We start from the raw sequence: 19,551 nt of genomic DNA, 5'->3' as shown, positions 1-19,551 counted from the left end.
GATGAAGAGGAAAGAGTCGCCAAGTAATTCCTTGAAGGCATATGAAGGACAGCCGTTAAGCGGTTCGCTTGAGAGCTTTGATCACATTACCAAAGAGTTATTTGACGGGACCGAGGATTTGTCCATTCGGAGATTTCATGTGTTCGGCCAGCATAAAGCGGCGATGTACAGCTTCTCGCACATGGTTCAGCAGTCGTCGGTCAATGAAGATATTATTAAACCGCTGATGCATATACCGCATCATCTGCAAGGACGCTCCTTTGCGCCGGACGAGCTGCCGGACGTTATCCTGTACGAGGCTCTCTATCATGGAGATGTCGCGAGGGAACAAAAGGTCGACAACGTCATTAAAGCGATTTTGGCCGGGAGCACGGTCATTCTTATTGAAGGCGTAGGAGAAGCAATCGTCATCAGCACGAGGAGCATTGAAAAGAGGGGCATTGAACAACCGGCTACCGAACAGGTTATCCGCGGCCCGCGCGAAGGCTTCATCGAGACGCTCAATACGAATCTGGCACTTATCAGGTACCGTCTGCAGTCGACCGACCTGCGCATCAAGATGCGGGAGATCGGAAGACGTACGAAATCAAAGGTCGCGATCTGCTATATGGATGGGATTGCGGATCCGGAGATTTTAAAGGAGCTGGATCGACGGATGGAGCCGATCGATATCGACGGCGTGCTTGATTCCGGCTACCTGGAGCAATTCATCGAAGACAATAAATGGTCGCCGTTCCCCCAAGTGCAATATACGGAGCGTCCGGATAAAATCGTCGCCAACCTAATGGAAGGACGAATCGCCATTCTGGTAGACGGATCGCCGCTTGCGCTGGTTGTGCCTACGGTATTCAACCAATTTTATCAGACCGTGGAGGATTATACGGAGCGCTTCATGCTGATGAGCGCGATTCGGATGGCCAGGCTGGTTGCCTTGATGTTTTCTCTTGTCTTTCCTTCCCTTTATGTCGCGATCATCTCCTTCAACCCTGAACTGATACCGACGGAATTCGCTGTCGCTGTAGCGGGCGGACGGGCAGGCGTGCCGTTCCCGGCCGTTGTCGAGGTGCTCATTATGGAGGTGTCGATGGAGGTTCTGCGGGAGGCTACCATCCGATTGCCGCAGCAGGTCGGCGGCGCCTTGTCGATCGTCGGCGTGCTCGTTGTCGGACAGGCAGCCGTATCGGCGGGGTTCGCCAGTCCGATTACCGTCGTCATCATCGCGCTTACAACTATCGGGTCTTTCGCGACCCCCGCGTATAACGCGGCTTTGGCGCTCAGGCTGCTGCGCTTCCCGTTAATCATTATGGCAGGGATGTTCGGGTTGTACGGTATTATGATCGGGCTGATTATTATTGCGAATCATTTGCTGGCGCTCAAGTCTTTCGGCGTGCCGTATTTAAGCCCTTTGGTTCCGGGCAATTTCCAAGGGATGAAGGATTTGCTGATCAGAGGCCCGCTCGGCTCGCTCACAAAGCGGCCTGTGTTCTTGAATCCTCAAGACTCCGTGAAGTTTAGAAGGAAAGAGAACGATGATGCCGCTGGCAAGCAGCAGGATAATCCTTCGCCGTCGTAAAGCGGCCAAGCAGAAGGAGGCAACAGTGTGGAAAATACAGATTCTCGGCAAATAACACTCATTCAAGCATCGGCTATTCTAATCAGCACCATTATCGGAGTCGGCGTGCTCCCGCTTCCGCTTTTTGCGGTCCGGGCAGCGGATTCCGCGGCTCCGCTCGTCACGATATTTGCGATCGGGGTGGCCTTTCTGGGAATCGCTCTACTCACTTGGCTAGGCATGCGATTCCCGAACCAGTCGATCTTCCAATATGGCAATGACATTATCGGCAAATGGCTGGGGACGATAGGGAGCATCGTCGTAATTGTGTTCTTTGCCGTTCTTACCTCATTGACGGCGCGGGAATTCGGGGAAGTTGTCGTCACATCCGTCTTGAAATCAACCCCCGTTGAGGTAACGGTCATCGTCATGCTGACGCTTGCCGCTATATCCGCGCGAAGGTCGATCACAACCTTCGCTTATTTCCATACATTCTATTTCCCGCTGCTGCTTGTTCCTTGCGTCTTGATTGCCATCCTATCGCTTGGCAATGCGGAGGTCATCAACTTGCAGCCAATCTTGTTAACGAGCCCGAATAACGCATTTATGGGGACCTTTACGATTGCCGCCTTATTCCAAGGCTCGTTCATTATGACCGTTGTGATACCTGCGATGCGTAAACCGAAAAAAGCGATGAAGGCAAGTCTATTCGGCATCCTGGTCTCCGGCGGGCTTTATCTGATCATCGTGGTGGCTTCCGTCAGCGTATTCGGCGCGGAGGAGATCAAGAAGCTGCTGTGGCCTACGCTTGAGTTGGCGAAAGGCGCATCTTTGCCTGCGAACGTGCTCGAAAGGCTGGATGCGGCCTTTCTAGCCGTGTGGGTAACGGCGGTTTTTACGACGCTGCTGTCCAGTTATTTTCTGACAAGCGTCGCCCTAAAGCAGGTGCTTCATTTGAAGGAGCATCAAGTATTCACCTTTATTCTGCTTCCGATCGTCTTCTTTATGGCGATGCTGCCGCAGAACGTGACCCATCTCTATGTCATCATTGAGGATATCGGCAGAGTCGGATTGTACATTACGATGGCGTACCCCGGTCTGCTGCTGCTCATAGCGATGCTGAGAAAGAAAAGGGGGGAGCGGAATGCATAGAGCGGGGATAAGCAAACAGATCCGTCTGCTCCTGGCAGCCCTCCTGCTCATGCCGCTTCTAACGGGCTGCTGGGACCGGCTTGAAATTGACGAACGCGCGGTGGTGCTGGGCGTTTCGATCGATGAAGTCACCAGCGAAGAAGCGGCGGAAAGAGAAAGCGAAGTTTCCCATGTCAAGGGCTCGCTCCCTCCGCCTAAGCAAGGCATGGTGAAGGTCGGTGTACAAATCGCGCTGCCCGGCAGAATTCCGCTGGGACCGGGCGAAGGGGGCGGCAGCAATGATACGATGCAAACCGTCTGGGTCATTACCGTGGTCGGCCATTCCATGGACGACGCATTTATGAATTTGCAGCAGCAGGTATCCAGCGAGCTGTTCTTCGGACATCTTCGGATCATCGTCGTGTCGGAGGCGATCGCGAAGAAGGGCATGGAGAACATTAACGACTATTTCCGGCGAAATCCCGAGGTGCGAAGAATGGCTTGGCTGATGGTATCCAAAGGCAAAGCGCTCGGCTTGATGACCGCCGCGCCGAAGCTCGAGCGAATTCCGACACTGTATTTGATGTCAACCTTGGACAACTCGATTAAGATGGGGAAATTCCCGAAGGATTATATCGGGGTCTACTGGAGCAATTCGTCCAAGAAAGGACAGGAGGGCTTTCTTCCGTACGTCGCCATTAAAGATGAGCAGAACGTCGAAATTCAAGGACTGGCGTATTTCCGGGGAGAGCATATGGTTGGCGTAACGAAGCCGTTCGAGGTTGCCGGGTATCTCGGTCTACGAGGCGTGAATCCGGCAGGCTACCGGGCGGTTATCATGCTCGACGAGAATGACCCGAACTCAACCGTGATGACGAATGTGACGCATCGGCGTTCGGTTATTAAGCTCCGATTGAAGGACGGAGTTCCTCACTTCGACATTTATATTGAGTTGGAGGCCAATCTGGAGGAGAAGATGAGCGAGGAATTCGAAATTAATAACCCCGATATTATCGCGAGAATCGAACGGGTGCAGTCGGACGCTTCCGTCAAATTTTATCAAAATATTATTAAGAAAACACAGAGCAAAGGATCGGATATATTTGGCTTTGGCGAGCATGTCCGCGCCAAAAAACCAAAGTACTGGAACCAGTATGTCAAAACAAAGGAAGCCTGGCAGGAGAAATACAAGGAAGTGACCTTTAATATCGACGTTATTGTGAAGATACGAAGAATCGGCATGAAAGCGATCTAGCACGGATTGGATTAGAGGAGGGCGAAAGCATTGTTCTCGCAAGAAACCTATACGTTCGGATTCTCCGGATACCTGATCCTGTTGTTTGCCATTTGCGGCGCGATCCTGCTAGTGGAGTCGAGAAAGGGCAGGGCGGAGCGTAAAGAAAAAAAGCTGGCCCTTATATCCGGCGTCTTGCACTTGGGGCTTAGTATAGTCGTGCTGTTCGTGCTTTGGCTGAAGTAGAGTGGCCTGTTTTCTTACATATGGATTGCTTATATTTGTAAAAAGTGATATCATATCAGTATCACATTGATATGAGGTGATCCTGTGAAAGAAAAAAAGGCATTATACGTCAGCGGTTATTTGGGTTTATTCATTGCGGTTGCGGCAGGTATCGGAGGAGCGGTACTGATAGGCATTCAGTCTGCGGCTGAAGCGCCTTCGGGAGGGCTTATCGTCGCGGGCGTCGTATTAATGGCGATTGCCATTCTGATGCTGTCGTCTCTCGTTATTGTTCAGCCGAACGAGGCGAAGGTCATTACTTTTTTCGGAACGTATATTGGAACGGTGATTGAAAGCGGATTGTGGATGGTGCTGCCGCTTACGAGCAAGTCGAAGATTTCGCTGAAGGTACGAAATTTCAACAGCCAGAAGCTGAAGGTGAATGACGCGGAAGGCAATCCTGTAGAGATCGGAGCCGTCATCGTGTTCAAGGTCGTCGATACGGCGAAAGCCTCCTTCGATGTGGATCAATATGAACGGTTCGTAGAGATTCAAAGCGAAACGGCCATTCGTCACATCGCCGCGCAATACCCTTATGATACGTTCGGGGACGAAAGCGGCATTACGCTTCGCGGCAACGCCGACGAAGTGGCGGCTGAGCTGCTTCGCGAGCTGCAGGAGCGGCTTGATGTAGCGGGCGTGCAGCTCAGAGAGACGCGGATCACCCACCTCGCGTATGCGCCGGAAATCGCAAGCGCGATGCTGCAGCGGCAGCAAGCGATCGCGATTGTGGCAGCGCGCCAGAAGATCGTGGAGGGCGCTGTCGGCATGGTTGATGCGGCACTCCGGCTGCTGGAGGAGAACGGCATTGAGCTGGATGCCGAGCGGCGGGCGGCGATGGTAAATAATTTAATGGTCTCGATTGTATCCGACCGCGCCGCGCAGCCGGTTATTAATACGGGATCGTTATACAGCTAAGGAGCGCCGGTTATGGCGAAAGAGAAGAAGGCGTTCCCGCTGCGCCTTGATCCGGAACTGCATCGCGCTCTCGAGCAATGGGCCGCCGACGAATTCCGCAGCGTGAACGGACATATCGAGTTTCTGCTGCGCGAAGCGCTGACAAGGGCGGGGCGGCTTGGCAAAGGAAGAGCTCCGGTTAAGGATGATTCCGTCGACCAATAGGAAAGCAATGGCTGCGAAGGCAGCATCTAGCCAAGATGGCTTAGATGCTGCCTTCTGTTGTTTGGAACAGGACTTCGAAAGCCGAGCTTCAGCTTTGGAAAGGAGAATATGGCGTTTCGGTGGCAGGATTGGCGGTTATCGGGAACGAAACGGGGCATAGTAAGAGTCTGGATGCATGCGGCATATCGGCGCCGAATGGCAGCACAGGAATGATCTGGGCGGACTGGTCACGTGCATAAGATACTGGGAGCAGATGAATACTATGGTCAGATTCAAAATCTTCATCGAAGGATCTTACCTCTTCAACACCGGTGAATGATCGGGTATGTCACATATCCGCCGCAACAGATGCGGACACGCATCCCGGAAGTACTTCGAGGACGGCGATGATCCTCGTGGAGCTCTCAGAGATGTTTACCAACATAAATGCTGCAACAATCCAGTCGATTCAAAATCCTCTAGGAAAGCGGGGCAACAAGAAATGAAAGCAACTGGAATAGTGCGTCGTATCGATGATCTCGGTCGTGTGGTGATTCCGAAGGAGATTCGCCGTACATTGCGTATACGTGAGGGCGATCCATTGGAAATATTCGTAGACCGTGACGGAGAAGTTATTCTGAAAAAATATTCGCCGATTGGCGAGCTTGGCGACTTTGCGAAAGAATACGCGGAATCGTTGTATGAAAGCACTGGACACATTACCCTTATATCGGATCGCGACACGATTATTACGGTAGCGGGCGCTTCGAAGAAAGAGCTGCTCGACAAGCCGATCGGCAGCACGCTGGAGACTTGCATGGAGAACCGGAAGACGGTAACCGAGGCAACCGGCGGTCCGCATGAGATCGTCAAGGACCTGCAAGAAGAGTACAGCTCCTACGTCGTATCTCCGATTATCGCAAGCGGCGACCCTATCGGCACGGTGGTTCTGATGAGCAAGGATCAATCGGTGAAAATGGCGCAAATGGAGACCAAAATGGCGGAGACTGCCGCAGGCTTCCTAGCGAAGCAAATGGAGCAGTAAATCCAGCTAATCTGCAAGGCACACATACGAGCAAGGACGAAATAAAGACGAGAGCAAAGCTTCTCCCTGCGGCTTTAGGCCGAGTGGAGAAGCTTTGTTATGTATAAAGCGGTAAACGATAAACTTCGGCAAAAGATTTTTCATTTCATGCTCCAAACGCTATAATCAGTAATCATGAGAAGGCATAGGGAGCAGGGGAAAACAATATGAGCCGCAGGTCCGAAAGCAGCCGCCTACGAGGAGTTTGGAGGAATGGCATTATCCTGATGACGGGAGCGGCCCTTCTGACTAAGCTGATTGGCGCGCTGCAGAAAGTTCCGCTGCAAAATTTGGCAGGGGACCGCGTATTCGGTATTTACAACGCCGTGTATCCGTTCTATCAGCTGATTGCCGTTCTGGCGACGGCAGGCATCCCCACGGCGCTGTCGATCCTCATCGCGCATCGGCTCAGGGACGAGCATGCCGCGGATGGGACAAGGGCTACGGTTACGGCCGCTTTGCTGCTGCTCGGCTTGTCGGGCGGCGCCGCGTTTGTCTTGATGTGGGTAACGGCCGATGTGACAGCATCATGGATTGGGGATGAGTCGGCGGCTTTAGCGATTCGCGTGCTGTCCGCGGCGCTGCTGTTTGCCCCGATTGTAGCCGTTCTGCGCGGCTACGAGCAGGGGAAGAACAGGATGGGCTTATCGGCGGCTTCGCAAGTGGCGGAACAGCTGGTCCGGGTCGCTATGATGCTGCTCGCGCTGGAGATCGGCCTGATGGCGGGCTGGAGCGATGCAAGGCTCGCCGCAGGCGTCATGAGCGGCTCGGCGGCCGGCGCGGCAGTGGCGGCGTTGCTGCTCGCGATTAGAGGCTGGAGCGGCCGGGCGGGATCTGGCTCCGGCCTAACCCTCGGCAGGCTGTTCATGGAGATGAAGTCGCTGGTGGCGTTCGCGGGGCCGGCGGCGCTGGCATCGATCGTGGTGCCCGTTACCGGCGTCGTCGATTCGTTTATGGTGCCGCGCCTGCTGCGGGAAAGCGGCATGGCGGAAGAGACGGCGATGAGCTTATTCGGCGTCTACAGCCGGGGCGGACCGCTCGTGCAGCTGGTCACGATGGTGGCGGGCGCGGCGGCGGCCGCCATTGTCCCGGCCCTCGCCGCCGCTAAGGCGAACGGGGAGGCGCAGACGCTGGAACTGCGCCTCTCCATGCAGCTGCGCGCCGCGTGGCTGACCGGCGGCGCGGCGGCGATTGGCCTCGTGCTGCTGGCGGAGCCGCTGAACGTGATGCTGTACAAGGACGCGAAGGGCACGCTTGCCTTCGCGCTCATCGGCTGCACCGCGCTCGCCGGCTGCGTCAGCGCGGTTGTCACGCCCGCGCTGCAAGCGCTCGGCTCGGCGCGGGCGTCTGTCGCGCTGCTGCTGCTCGCAGCGCTGCTGAAGGGCGCGCTCAACGCCGCTCTCGTCCCCTCCCTCGGCATCGAGGGAGCGGCGCTCTCCGGCGTTGCCGCGCTAACCGCCGCCGCCATGCTGGGCGCGGCGGCGCTCCGCCGTGCGGCGAAGGGGCTTCGCCCGCCGCAAGGGCATCGCCGGCAGCGCGGGCGGGGCCTGGCGCCCGCCGCCGCCGGCGCAGCTGCGCTGGCGATCATGGCCGCCAGCGTCCTATTAGCCGAGCGCGCGCTGGACGCCGCGCTCGGACACGAGCTGCCGCCGCGCGCGAAGGCGGCGGCCTTGGCGCTGACGGGCGCAGCCGTCGGCGCAATGGTGTTCGCGCTCGCGGCTCTGCGCGCGGGCGCCATTGACGCGCGCGAATGGCGGGCGATTCCGGGCGGCGAGGCATGGGCCGCGCGGCTGAGGCGCTGGCGGCTTATTCCGCCGGCGGATTAAGAGATGGAGGCTGAATCTACTATGGCACATTCGCCAATTATAATCGTCGGGCTGGGCTCCGGCGACCCTGATCAATTAACGCTCGGTATCTGGAGGCGTCTGCAGTCGGCGAAGCGCATCTTCGTGCGGACCGAGCAGCATCCCGTCATGGCGCTGCTGCGCGAGCATCAGCTGGCTTACGAATCGTTCGATCAACTGTACGAGCAGCATGAGTCGTTCCCCGAGGTGTACGAGGCGATTGCTTCAAGGCTGCTGACGGAAGCGGCAACGGGCAATACCGTCTCCGATGAAGCCATTATTTATGCGGTGCCGGGTCACCCGATGGTCGCCGAACGGACCGTACAGCTGCTGCGCGAGCGCTGCGGCGCGGCGGGCGTCGAGCTGACGGTGCTGGGCGGCGAAAGCTTCCTGGACGCGGCCTTCGCGTCGCTTGGCTTTGACCCGATTGAGGGCTTTACGCTCCTCGATGCGGCGGAGCTTCAGGCCTCCATGCTGCAGCCGCAGCTGCATACGCTGGTCGGACAAGTGTATGACGCGTTCACCGCTTCGGATGTGAAGCTGGCGCTGATGGAGCGCTATCCCGAGGATTACGAGGTTGTGATCGGACATGCGCTGGGCGTGCAAGGGGAGGAGCAGCTGATCAAAGTGCCGATCTACGAGCTTGACCGGGAACAGGCATACGGCAATCTATCGGTTATTTACATACCTCGCTCCGATGATCCCGCGCTGCAGAACCGCTCCTTCGACCGGCTGCATGAGATCGTAAAAATTTTGCGCAGCCCGGAAGGCTGCCCGTGGGACCGAGAGCAGACGCATCAATCAATCCGCAAAAACTTCATCGAAGAGCTGTACGAGGCGCTCGAAGCGATTGACAACGACGACCCTGCCGGCATGCAGGAGGAGTTCGGCGACGTCATCCTTCAAGTGATGCTTCACAGTCAGATGGAAGAGGAAGCAGGAGCGTTCACCGTCTACGACGTCATTCAGACGCTGAACGAGAAGCTGATTTTCCGTCATCCGCATGTCTTCGGCGGCTCGGACGCGCAGGACGCCGACGAGGCGCTTGCGAACTGGGAAGGGATGAAGGCGGAGGAGAAGCGGCTGAAAGGAACGGACGGCGACCGGAAATCGCAGCTCGACGGCATCCCGCCGGATCTGCCGGCGCTGATGAAGGCGTACAAGCTGCAGAAGAAAGCGGCTAAAGTCGGCTTCGACTGGGATGAGCTTGATCCGGTGCTCGCCAAAATCGAAGAGGAGCTGCGCGAGCTTCGGCAGGCGATTGCCGGAAGCGATAAGGAGCAGCAAGCCGATGAGCTTGGCGATTTGCTGTTCGCCGTCGTGAATGCGTCCCGGTTCATTGACGCCGATCCGGAGGAGGCGCTCTCTCGCACCAATCGAAAGTTTAAGAGCCGATTTCAATATATAGAAGAGCAGCTTCGTATAAACGGCAAAACTTTTGACCAAACTGATTTACTAGAAATGGATCGCTGGTGGGAAGAAGCCAAGAGGCGTTAATACCCATAATTTTCGTCATAATTCGCCTCGATTCTGCACTTTTCCCAAAAAATTTAACGCAGGCAGCAGGAATTTGTTGAGGAGAGCAGAATATGTAATCTTCGTGAGAGCATATTCTGCCAAACGGGCAGTCCGCCACATTAGTGGGCGGACGCCACAAATAACCTTTTTCTATTGGAGGAAATGAACATGAACAAAACAGATTTGATCAACAACATCGCTGAGAAAAGCGGATTGACTAAACGTGACGTAGAAGCAGTTCTGAACGGCTTCCTTGGCGAAGTAACGGACGCGCTTGCAAACGGCGACAAAGTGCAACTGATCGGCTTCGGTACGTTCGAAACTCGCAAGCGTTCCGGACGCGTTGGCCGCAACCCGCAAACAGGCAAAGAGATCACGATCCCAGAATCCAAAGTACCTGCATTCAAAGCAGGCAACAAGCTGAAAGAAGCGATCAAGTAATAGATGCGCTTAGATAAGTTTCTCAAGGTGTCCAGGCTGATCAAGCGCCGTACCGTTGCGAAGGATGTATCCGAGCAGGGACGCGTATGGATCAACGGCCGCGAAGCGAAAGCGAGCAGCGCCGTAAAGGTCGGTGACGAGCTTCAGATCCAGTACGGTCAGAAGATCGTAACCGTCCGAGTGGAGCGTCTCGCAGAGACGACCCGCAAGGATGAGGCCGGCGAGCTCTATACCTTGGTGAAAGAAGAGCAGCGGCCTCGCGACACCGGTCTCGACTGGTAAGGGCAGCAGCGCTCACGGGTCGTCCTCGGCAGGGTTCAACCCAATACTTAGCAAGGAAGCAGGCTGGTTCCGCTACATTCGGAGCCGGCCTGTTCTATTTTTCTATTCGCCATTTGAATCATTTTCCGGCAATAAGAAAGTTGCTTGAACTAGGTTCATAGAAATAGAGGGGATCGGGTAGAATCTGGGATCAAAATAAGGGGTGTTGGCAGCGGTCCGTTAATTTCCTGAAGGAGCTGTCGACGCTTGACGGTCTTACCGGGCTGTCGAACCGGAGGCACTTCGAAGAGGCCTTCGAGCGGGAGTAGATGGCCTCGTCGCAGCTGTCGAATCCGGTCGCGGTCACCCTGCTCCCGAATACGGACTCCGAAGGCGCGAGGCAGGCGGCGGAAAGCATCAAAAAACGAATCGACGAGCTGCAAATTCCGCATATAGCGTCGATACTGAATGATCATGTCACGGCCAGCATAGGCGTCGCCTTGATGATTCCGACTCCGGGCCTCGAGCGGAATGAGATGGTCGAGCATGCGGATAAAGCGTTGTACCAAGCGAAGCTTGCGGGACGCAACCGGATCTATGAAGTCCCGATCTTTTCGGTATAAAGTAAGGAGTAAGCTTTTGTATGAGATGCTCCCAACTGACAAAACCTACACACATCTAAGAAAAGGGAGTTTTTTGAAGGATGGATAAGAAAGGCAATACCAACGATAATCTTGTGCGGGGCTTGAAGGCCCGCCATATGACCATGATCGCCATTGGGGGCTCGATCGGAACGGGACTGTTCCTCGCCAGCGGCGGAGCGATCCATTCGGCCGGACCCGGCGGCGCGTTGGTCGCTTATGCCGCTATCGGCCTCATGGTCTATTTTCTCATGACGAGTCTTGGCGAGATGGCGGCTTATATGCCGGTGCCGGGGTCGTTCAGCACTTATGCGACCAATTTTGTCGATCCGGCGTTCGGCTTTGCTTTAGGCTGGAACTATTGGTTCAACTGGGCCATCACGATAGCGGCCGAGATTGCTGCGGCTAATTTAATCGTGAAATTTTGGCTGCCGAATTCTTCGACGCTGCTCTGGAGCGTTATCTTTTTAGCCGTTATGACAGGCATTAACTATTTATCCGTCCGGGCATACGGGGAATCGGAATACTGGTTTTCCTTCTTGAAGGTAGCGACGGTCATTATCTTCATCGTGATCGGTTTGCTGATGATCGTTGGCATTATGGGCGGAGACTACAGCGGCATCCAATGGGCAAAGCCCGGAGAGACGGCATTCCCCGGCGGCTTCTTTGCGATATTCGGCGTCTTTATGGCAGCCGGCTTCTCCTTTCAAGGAACGGAGCTGATCGGTGTTGCGGCGGGAGAGAGCGAGGATCCTGCTCGCAATGTGCCGAAAGCGGTGAAGCAGATTTTTTGGCGGATTTTGATTTTCTACATCATCTCCCTTTTTATCGTCGGCGCCTTAATCTCCTATAAAGATCCGCTGCTTCTGCAGTCCGGTATCGAAAATATTGCGGTCAGCCCGTTCACCATCGTGTTCGAGCGAGCGGGTCTGGCGTTTGCGGCGTCGGTCATGAATGCGATCATTCTGACCTCCGTTCTATCCGCCGGCACTTCGGGCATGTATGCGTCGACCCGTATGCTATGGGTGCTGGCGAAGGAAGGAAAAGCGCCGTCCTGGCTGAGGGCGCTGAATAAGCGAGGCATTCCGGTCGCTTCGCTTGCGGTAACAGCCGCCATTGGCATGCTCGCGTTTTTGGCGTCGCTGTTCGGGGAAGGCGTTGTCTATACCTGGCTGCTGAACGCTTCCGGCATGTCCGGATTTCTCGCGTGGATCGGTATCGCGATCAGCCATTACCGGTTCCGCCGGGCCTTCAAAGCGCAGAATCGGAGCCTGGACGAGCTTCCTTACCGGGCGAGGTGGTTCCCGTTCGGACCGATTTTGGCGTTTGTCATTTGTTTCATCGTAATGGTCGGACAGGGGTATGCGCAATTCCTCGAAGGCTCGATCAATTGGATGGGGGTCATCGCGACCTATATCGGACTACCGCTGTTCCTGCTCATTTATTTGGGCTACAAATGGAAGCATCGGACCCGGGTCATCCCGCTGAAGGAATGTAAGCTCGATAAAGAAGAATAGCCTGTTCTAAACCTAGTCTCTCCCCCATAGAGTAATAGAGAAATTAACGAAGCGGGGGACGAGTCTATGGTTGAAGCGGGCAAAGGGCAGAAGAATCAGGAAATCAGGCTGGTCAATCGGAAGCTGCTGGAGCTGACCGGCGTTAAGAACGTGGAGAGCTTCGACAGTGAAGAGTTTCTGCTGGAGACGGAATTGGGTTTTCTCACTGTCACGGGGCAGAATTTGCATATTAAGCATCTAAGCCTGGAGCAAGGGCTGGTTGCAATTGAAGGTTACGTGCATTCCCTCGCCTATCTTGATGGTGCGACAGCCGGAAATAAATCCAAAGGGCTGTTCGGGAAGCTGTTCAAGTGACGCTTAGCATGCAATGGATGACGGTGGCCGTCATGCTGTTATCCGGTCTCGGGATGGGCGTCGTATTCGATGGATACCGCGTCGTGTCGAACGAGCTGAGATTTCCGCGGTGGTGGCTGCCGGTGCTTGATATTATGTACTGGATGGCGGCGGCAGTCGTCGTATTCCGGATGCTGTATGCCAGCAACAATGGCGAGGTGCGGGCATACGTTTTCCTGGGACTAGCTATCGGCGTCATTCTTTACTACTGGCTGCTCAGCAAGCCGGTAATCGCGACGGTGAAATGGTTGATCGGAGCTGTTCGCAGCTTGATCGCTTTTATCGTGAAGTTTATCCAGATTGTGATCCTGAAGCCTCTCATTCTGCTTTATAAAGGCGTCATTGTAATTTTAGGATTTGGGTCTGCGCTCACTATTTTCCTGCTCAAGATTGTGGTACAATTGGTTCGTCCGATCTGGCTTTTATTGCGATGGCTGGTTAAGCCGATCACCCGTCCGCTTGGACGATGGCTAAGGCCATATTGGGAAAAGCTGCGATTCGGCGAGCGTCTCATGAAGGGACTAGCTGTCATTCGGACGATATGGAATCGATGGTTCAGGAGGGAGAAACGATAATGGCAACTGCAGCTGCGAACAAAACCGCGTCAGCCGCCAAGCGTCGGTACAAGCTATGGATGATGTTCATCGTCCTGTTTATGGGCTGGGCGGGCTATACGTTATTTGGCCAAATGCAGCAGCAGAAGGCGACGTACTCCAAGCTGACCACCGTTGAAAGCGGTATTGAAGAGACCCGCGCGGAGACGGAGCGCTTGAAGCGCGAAATCGAGCGGCTCAACGATCCCGAATACATCTCTCAGATTGCGACCAAGCAGCAAGGGATGGTCAAAGAGGGAGAACAGCAGATCTTTAGCGATTAATCGGGCGGCGGGTCGGGTGAACGTCTGTTGACCTTGCTTCGGCGATTCGGTTATAATCACGATAGATACAAGACTTTTGCTGACGAGGCGGGGCGCAGCCCTTGCTGATGAGGTAGGTTTTGTTCCTTACTCGCTTGGAGACAAGCGGACCGATTTAATAAAACTTTTGAGAGAGGAACATTTTATTTTATGGCAATTGAAGTGGGCGCCAAGTTAGAAGGAAAAGTGACGGGCATCACGCATTTTGGGGCATTTGTCGACTTGTCGGGAGGTGTCACGGGTCTAGTTCACATTTCCGAGATTGCCGACAACTACGTCAAGGACGTGAAGGATCACCTGAAGATTGATGACATCGTGAAAGTCAAAGTGATCAACGTGGACAAAGACGGAAAGATCGGACTTTCGATTAAGCAAGCCATTGATCGGCCGGAAGGTCAAGGGCCCCCACCGCAACGCGAGCGCTCCGGCGGCTCAGGCGGATTCGGCGGCGGCGGAGATCGTTTCAACCGCGGAGGACAAGACCGAGGCGGACGTCCCTTCAACAAGCAATCGTCTGGCAGACCGTCATACGGCAAACCGTCATTCGAGGATAAAATGTCACGCTTCTTGAAAGATAGTGAAGAGCGTATTTCTTCCCTGAAGAAGAATACGGAAGGCAAACGCGGCGGACGCGGAGCCAAGCGTGTATAATTTAAAATCATTTCATCGCTAAATACGAAGCAGGGCCTTTGCGGCTCTGCTTTTTTTGTTAGTTGCGCGCCTGAGTAGGCCACAGCAGTGTAAAACCTCCTTCTGTCGACATCAGTCTCATGAGCCCATACGAGCCCGCGAGCTGATTGCGAAAAAAGAGGTTACTGGCGGGAGGGGGTTGGTCGTGCAGTGCAGTAGCGTCGAAAAGGCGGTTACCGGTGGGGGAGGGGGCGGTCGTGTGCGATTGCACGGCGCCGAAGGAAAAACCAGTTCGTGCGACAGCAACCGCATGGCCAATAGCCGCGCGGCGAGGCATTCGCGGCATTTGCGCTATCCCTGTCGACCGCCATGGCGGAAAAGTCGGTTTACCGAATATGCCTACTCCAGAAAAATAGTTTTCTCCGATCCTCCTCTATTCCCGACAGGTTCCCGCATAGATTCGCCATCCCGCAAGCGTGCATTTTGTTGACGGATGCGACAGCGAACGCCTAGGCGTAACTCGCGCAAAGCCAGTACAGCCGCAGGTTTGACACGCTCATGACAATGACTGCGCTCCCCGCGTTTTTGTCGGAAAAAACTTTTTGCCGTGCTACGATAACTGACAAACTTCATCCGGACAAGCTCCTATAATGGGAAACACAATAAACTCGGAAATGGTGGTGCTTGTTCATGATGAAGAAGGAGAGCGTGATTCAGAATCCCGCGGTGAAGCGGGAAGGGCTGCTGCGGAACGCCGCGCAAAGGGTGAGGGACATGAGGGCCGTCAAGGGGACGGCCTCGATGCTCCTCGCGAAGAAGTGGACGATCCTGCTCGTCGCAGTAGCCTTTCTGCTTGGACGAGCCGTCATTCTCGAATCGCTGATGCCGTTTGCCGCTGCTTATTTTGCCGTCATTTATTTTATGAGAAAGGATATTTACGGCTGGATCGCCGTGTCGCTCGTGGCAGGGAGCTGGTTAGCCCCCGATCCGCAGCCGCTGTGGATCGCGATGGAGATCGCGGTGCTGTTCTTACTGATGAAGGGGCTGGAGGCTTACGAGAGAGCGGAGCTCTCCACTGCGCCGATCCTCGTGTTCGTCTCTACGCTGCTTGTCCAAATGTTCGGCGTGTTCATCGGCGATACGCTTAGCTGGTACAACTTCATGCTTGTCGTAGTAGAGGCCGGGCTGGCATTTGTCCTGACACTGGTGTTCATTCATGCGATCCCTGTGCTGACCATGACGAAAAAATCGGCGGCGCTGAAGCATGAGGAGATCATTTGCGTGATGATTCTGCTTGCTTCCGTAATGACCGGCGCTGTGGGCTGGGTGTTCTACGGCATGTCGGCGGAGCATGTCATGTCCAGGTATTTGCTGCTGCTGTTCGCGATGGCGGGAGGCGCGCCGCTTGGCGCTTCGGTTGGCGTTGTGGCAGGCCTTATTCTAAGCTTGGCGGATTTCAGCGCGATTGTGCAGATGAGTATGCTGGCTTTTGCGGGATTGCTTGCGGGGTTACTAAGAGATGGAGGGAAGATGGCGGCTGCTTTCGGCATGCTGCTCGGAACGTCCATCCTTTCGATATATATAGGAACAGGACCGGATGTGATGAGTTCGACCTGGGAATCGGTGGCGGCCGCAACGCTGCTGATGCTGACGCCTCGCGGGGTCATTCGGACGATTGCGCGTTATGTGCCGGGCACGTTCGAGCACGCCAAGTCGCAGCATGAATATGCGAAGCGGGTGCGCGAGGTGACGGCGGAGCGAATCACTCAATTTTCGGATGTGTTCCGGCAGTTATCAAAAAGCTTTGGCCAGCTTAATCAAAAAGTAACGGTGGTGAAAAAGGAGGAGGAAATCGGACATTTCATGAATGCGGTTGCGGAACGCAGCTGTGCCAACTGCCACTGGCAGAGCGCGTGCTGGGAGGAGAAGTTCTATAACACGCATAAAATGATGACGGAGATGATAACCGCGGTCGAGGAGAACCGGGTGCCGGCAGCCAACGATATCCCGAGGTCGTGGACCGCTCATTGCAAGAAAACGGCTCAGGTCTTGTCCACGATGCGCCATCAGTATGAGCTTCACCAAAACAACAAGCATTGGAAGAAGCAGATCCTTGACTCCCGGCAGCTTGTCGCGGATCAATTGTTCGGCGTCTCCCAGGTCATGGAGGACTTATCCAGGGAGATCAAACGCGAAGGGCAGACGCTGCATCTGCAAGAGGAGCAAATACGGGAGGCGGTGGAAGGGTTAGGATTATCCATTCAAGGCGTCGATATCGTGAATTTGGAGGAGGGGAACGTAGAAATCGAGGTGTACCATTCGTTCGACAAAGGCTTCGACGAGTGCCGCAAAATCATTGCGCCGCTGCTCAGCGACATTCTCGGCGAGCACATCGCGGTGAAATCGGAAGTGCCGCCGGCTAAGCACGGAGAGCCAACGATGGTGACCTTCGCTTCGGCGAAGCAATATGAAATCGAGACGGGCGTGGCCGGCGCGGCCAAAGGCGGCGATCTGCTGTCGGGAGACAGCTTCAGCCTGGTCGAGCTTGGCAACGGAAAATTCGCGGTCGCAATTAGCGACGGCATGGGCAACGGGGAGCGCGCGCGCCAGGAGAGCAGCGCGGCATTATCCATCCTGCAGCAGCTGCTGCAGTCGGGGATGGATGAGAAGCTGGCGGTGAAATCGGTGAACTCCGTCCTGCTGCTTCGTTCCTCCGAAGAAATCTACGCGACGGTTGACCTGGCGATCGTCGATCTATATACCGCGCATACGACGTTTATGAAGATCGGCTCTACGCCAAGCTTCATTAAACGAGGCAAGGAAGTCATTCCGATTACGGCGAACAACCTGCCGATCGGAATCATTCAAGATATCGACGTCGACTTCGTCTCCATGCAGCTGCAGCCGGGCGACACGCTCGTGATGATGAGCGACGGCATCTATGACGCGCCGGGACATGCCGTGAATAAGGAGCTATGGATGAAGCGCATCATCAGCGAGATGAAGACCGACGATCCGCAAGAAATTGCGGATACCCTTCTTGAGACAGTCGTGCGTTACCACGAGGGTGAGATCGTGGACGATATGACCGTACTCGTCGCGCGCGTGGACAAGCACCTGCCGGAGTGGGCTTCCTTCCGCTGGCCGGGCGTCACCCGCATGGAGCGGCCAAGGACGGTGAGCTGAGAGAAACCGTTGGAACGTGTGAAGACGATGGGGCCCAGCCGCACAAGCGGCTGGGCTGTAAGCATTGCGATGAAGATGGAATAGAATCCTTACAGCGACTTGACGATGGATACGATAATAATCGTAACTAGGGCGGCGGCCACAAATTGTAAAATGGATTTAACGGTTTTATTCACGGGAAACACCTCGCTTCACATTATTTATCAAATCGTCTTTTGTTATAGGTAACCAGACATACGACGAGCGACGCTGCGGTCCATACGGCAATATTAAGCAAATTCCATTTGATTTCGTTGAAGCCTCCATCCTCCGTTAGGGCGGACAGCGCATGCATAAACTGCTGAGTCGGCAAGTAATCCACAATTTTGACAAGAGCGTCTCCGCCGAGATCCGGCGCAAAGAACGGTCCCATCACGAATATGAGCAAGACAGGCAATCCGATAATGGAGGATTCGGAAACCGTACGCGACAATAAACCGATAATGGTGCCGAAAGAGAGGAACATGACGAGCGAAAAAAGGAGCATCAGGGCCAAGTAAGCGAAATGATAAACCGGAAACCCGACAATGATCATGCTGATGATCATAACGACCAGCGTTAGCAGGGCAGTTAACAAGCTCTTGCCAAGCAATATTTCCGCAACGGTTGCCGGCGACAGCATCAGCACGCGGAGCGTATGCTTCTCTTTCTCCTCGCAAACCATCGTCGATTGCGTGAAAGCGCCCGTCATCGACAATGCCAGCAATGCCGGGTAACTGATAATATCCAAACGATTATCGGCCATCCCCTCGAACACTAGAGCAAATAAGATCGGCAATGCCGCCAGCAGCAGGATTTGCGGATTTTTAACCGCGTCCTTCCACTCTTTTTTTACAATCGCCTGAAAACGTACCATCGAAAATGTCATTGCAGGTTCCTCCCCGTCAGTTGTACGAAAATATCGCCTAAAGTTGGTTCGTTGGAATGGATGGCAAGAAGCTCTCCTTTTCGAATGAGCTCGGCAATACGAGCCGCACCCGAATCGTCGCGTTCCACAGTCACGCGGCCTTGCCTGGTTGTCAACGTGATTGTGTTATCCGAATGATTCAATCGCAATTGCTGCGGCGTATCGATCGCCTCAATTTTGCCGCCGTTGATGAAGGCGATGCGTCCGCAAAGCGATTCCGCCTCCTCCATATCGTGCGTGGTCAAAAAAATCGTGGTGCCAGCCTCATTCAGCTTTCTCAACGCTTCGTGGATATGCTGCCTGTTGACCGGATCCAGAGCGGAAGTAGGCTCGTCCAAAAACAGCAGCTCCGGCTTATGAAGGATTGCCCTGGCCAGCGTTACCCGCTGCTTCATTCCTTTCGACAGCTGCTTAACGAGCGTTCGCTGTTCCGCCGCTAAATTGACTTCCGTAAGCACTTCCTCAATCCGCTGAATCGGAATGCCGTATAGCTTGCAAAAGAGCTCCAAATTATCATATATGCTTAATCGCTCATATAACCCGCTATTATCCGTCAGAATACCGATACGGCCTAAGTAATGGGCATGTCTTGACTGAGCGATCGGATTCCCGAATACGCGGACATCGCCCGATGTGTGCAGTAATTGCGAAGTCAATATTTTTACAGTCGTTGTTTTCCCCGATCCGCTCGGTCCTAGAAATCCGAAAATTTCGCCTTTATGAATTTGAAAACTGATCCCGTTTAGCGCCTTTTTATTTGCGTATGCCTTTGTTAGTTGGTTCACTTGAATGATTGGCTGCATCTGATCAACCTCGCTCCCGTTTGTCTCGTCTTACGTCACCTATCGTAATCCGAATGCGGCAGAACCGC

General features: G+C 54.6%; 20 protein-coding genes. 18 read left to right on the top strand and 2 right to left on the bottom strand.

Annotation, left to right across the window (positions count from 1 at the left end):
- Position 1: 1 nt before the first annotated feature.
- The 18 genes from D3P08_RS23350 to spoIIE all read left to right on the top strand — a co-directional run bounded on the left by D3P08_RS23350 (position 2) and on the right by spoIIE (position 17,734).
- Complete coding sequence (locus D3P08_RS23350; protein WP_119602543.1) at positions 2-1,573, top strand: spore germination protein; 1,572 nt, start codon at positions 2-4, stop codon at positions 1,571-1,573.
- A gap of 27 nt (positions 1,574-1,600) precedes the next feature.
- Complete coding sequence (locus D3P08_RS23345; RefSeq protein ID WP_119602542.1) at positions 1,601-2,704, top strand: GerAB/ArcD/ProY family transporter; 1,104 nt, start codon at positions 1,601-1,603, stop codon at positions 2,702-2,704.
- On the top strand, positions 2,697-3,938 hold the full coding sequence (locus tag D3P08_RS23340; RefSeq protein WP_119602541.1) for a Ger(x)C family spore germination protein: 1,242 nt from the start codon (positions 2,697-2,699) through the stop codon (positions 3,936-3,938). Before D3P08_RS23345 ends, D3P08_RS23340 begins: the two co-directional genes overlap by 8 nt.
- 30 nt (positions 3,939-3,968) lie before the next feature.
- Complete coding sequence (locus D3P08_RS23335) at positions 3,969-4,163, top strand: hypothetical protein (protein ID WP_119602540.1); 195 nt, start codon at positions 3,969-3,971, stop codon at positions 4,161-4,163.
- A gap of 84 nt (positions 4,164-4,247) precedes the next feature.
- Complete coding sequence (locus D3P08_RS23330) at positions 4,248-5,120, top strand: SPFH domain-containing protein (protein WP_119602539.1); 873 nt, start codon at positions 4,248-4,250, stop codon at positions 5,118-5,120.
- Positions 5,121-5,132: 12 nt separating this feature from the next.
- Positions 5,133-5,324: a type II toxin-antitoxin system antitoxin gene (locus D3P08_RS23325; RefSeq protein WP_119602538.1), complete on the top strand. Its 192-nt coding sequence runs from the start codon at positions 5,133-5,135 to the stop codon at positions 5,322-5,324.
- A gap of 481 nt (positions 5,325-5,805) precedes the next feature.
- Positions 5,806-6,348 (top strand): stage V sporulation protein T, encoded by a 543-nt coding sequence (gene spoVT, locus D3P08_RS23320; RefSeq protein WP_119602537.1) that lies wholly within the window; start codon positions 5,806-5,808, stop codon positions 6,346-6,348.
- 206 nt (positions 6,349-6,554) lie between these two features.
- Entirely contained in the window at positions 6,555-8,213 is a 1,659-nt protein-coding gene (locus D3P08_RS23315) for an oligosaccharide flippase family protein (RefSeq protein WP_119602536.1), read from the top strand.
- Positions 8,214-8,234: 21 nt separating this feature from the next.
- Positions 8,235-9,728, top strand: a complete 1,494-nt coding sequence (gene yabN / locus D3P08_RS23310) for a bifunctional methyltransferase/pyrophosphohydrolase YabN (RefSeq protein ID WP_119602535.1) — start codon at positions 8,235-8,237, stop codon at positions 9,726-9,728.
- 189 nt (positions 9,729-9,917) lie between these two features.
- Positions 9,918-10,190, top strand: coding sequence for an HU family DNA-binding protein (locus D3P08_RS23305; RefSeq protein ID WP_119602534.1), 273 nt, complete (start codon positions 9,918-9,920; stop codon positions 10,188-10,190).
- A gap of 3 nt (positions 10,191-10,193) precedes the next feature.
- Positions 10,194-10,472, top strand: a complete 279-nt coding sequence (locus D3P08_RS23300; protein WP_119602533.1) for an RNA-binding S4 domain-containing protein — start codon at positions 10,194-10,196, stop codon at positions 10,470-10,472.
- Positions 10,473-10,780: 308 nt separating this feature from the next.
- On the top strand, positions 10,781-11,074 hold the full coding sequence (locus tag D3P08_RS23295) for a diguanylate cyclase domain-containing protein (RefSeq protein WP_119602532.1): 294 nt from the start codon (positions 10,781-10,783) through the stop codon (positions 11,072-11,074).
- A gap of 80 nt (positions 11,075-11,154) precedes the next feature.
- A complete protein-coding gene (locus D3P08_RS23290) occupies positions 11,155-12,609 on the top strand; it encodes an amino acid permease (RefSeq protein WP_119602531.1) in 1,455 nt (484 codons plus the stop codon).
- Between the two features lie 66 nt (positions 12,610-12,675).
- Positions 12,676-12,963 (top strand): sporulation protein YabP, encoded by a 288-nt coding sequence (gene yabP / locus D3P08_RS23285; RefSeq protein ID WP_119602530.1) that lies wholly within the window; start codon positions 12,676-12,678, stop codon positions 12,961-12,963.
- On the top strand, positions 12,960-13,577 hold the full coding sequence (yabQ, locus tag D3P08_RS23280; protein WP_240647720.1) for a spore cortex biosynthesis protein YabQ: 618 nt from the start codon (positions 12,960-12,962) through the stop codon (positions 13,575-13,577). The genes yabP and yabQ overlap by 4 nt, the downstream gene beginning before the upstream one ends.
- Positions 13,577-13,879, top strand: a complete 303-nt coding sequence (locus tag D3P08_RS23275; protein ID WP_162848579.1) for an FtsB family cell division protein — start codon at positions 13,577-13,579, stop codon at positions 13,877-13,879. The genes yabQ and D3P08_RS23275 overlap by 1 nt, the downstream gene beginning before the upstream one ends.
- Before the next feature lie 189 nt (positions 13,880-14,068).
- A complete protein-coding gene (locus D3P08_RS23270; protein ID WP_119602528.1) occupies positions 14,069-14,569 on the top strand; it encodes a S1 domain-containing RNA-binding protein in 501 nt (166 codons plus the stop codon).
- A gap of 672 nt (positions 14,570-15,241) precedes the next feature.
- Positions 15,242-17,734: a stage II sporulation protein E gene (spoIIE, locus tag D3P08_RS23265; protein ID WP_119602573.1), complete on the top strand. Its 2,493-nt coding sequence runs from the start codon at positions 15,242-15,244 to the stop codon at positions 17,732-17,734.
- 196 nt (positions 17,735-17,930) lie between these two features.
- Here spoIIE and D3P08_RS23260 read toward each other — a convergent pair whose 3' ends face one another.
- Together D3P08_RS23260 and D3P08_RS23255 are read right to left on the bottom strand one after the other, a co-directional pair.
- The gene (locus tag D3P08_RS23260) at positions 17,931-18,641 is read right to left on the bottom strand and encodes an ABC transporter permease (protein WP_119602527.1); all 711 of its coding nucleotides are present in this window, start codon (positions 18,639-18,641) and stop codon (positions 17,931-17,933) included.
- A complete protein-coding gene (locus D3P08_RS23255; RefSeq protein ID WP_119602526.1) occupies positions 18,638-19,483 on the bottom strand; it encodes an ABC transporter ATP-binding protein in 846 nt (281 codons plus the stop codon). Before D3P08_RS23255 ends, D3P08_RS23260 begins: the two co-directional genes overlap by 4 nt.
- Positions 19,484-19,551: the final 68 nt, after the last annotated feature.

Origin of the sequence: Paenibacillus nanensis (assembly GCF_003583765.1) — a bacterium.
In the GTDB taxonomy this organism is placed as follows: domain Bacteria; phylum Bacillota; class Bacilli; order Paenibacillales; family Paenibacillaceae; genus Pristimantibacillus; species Pristimantibacillus nanensis.
This window is presented reverse-complemented; position numbering and strand designations above follow the sequence as displayed.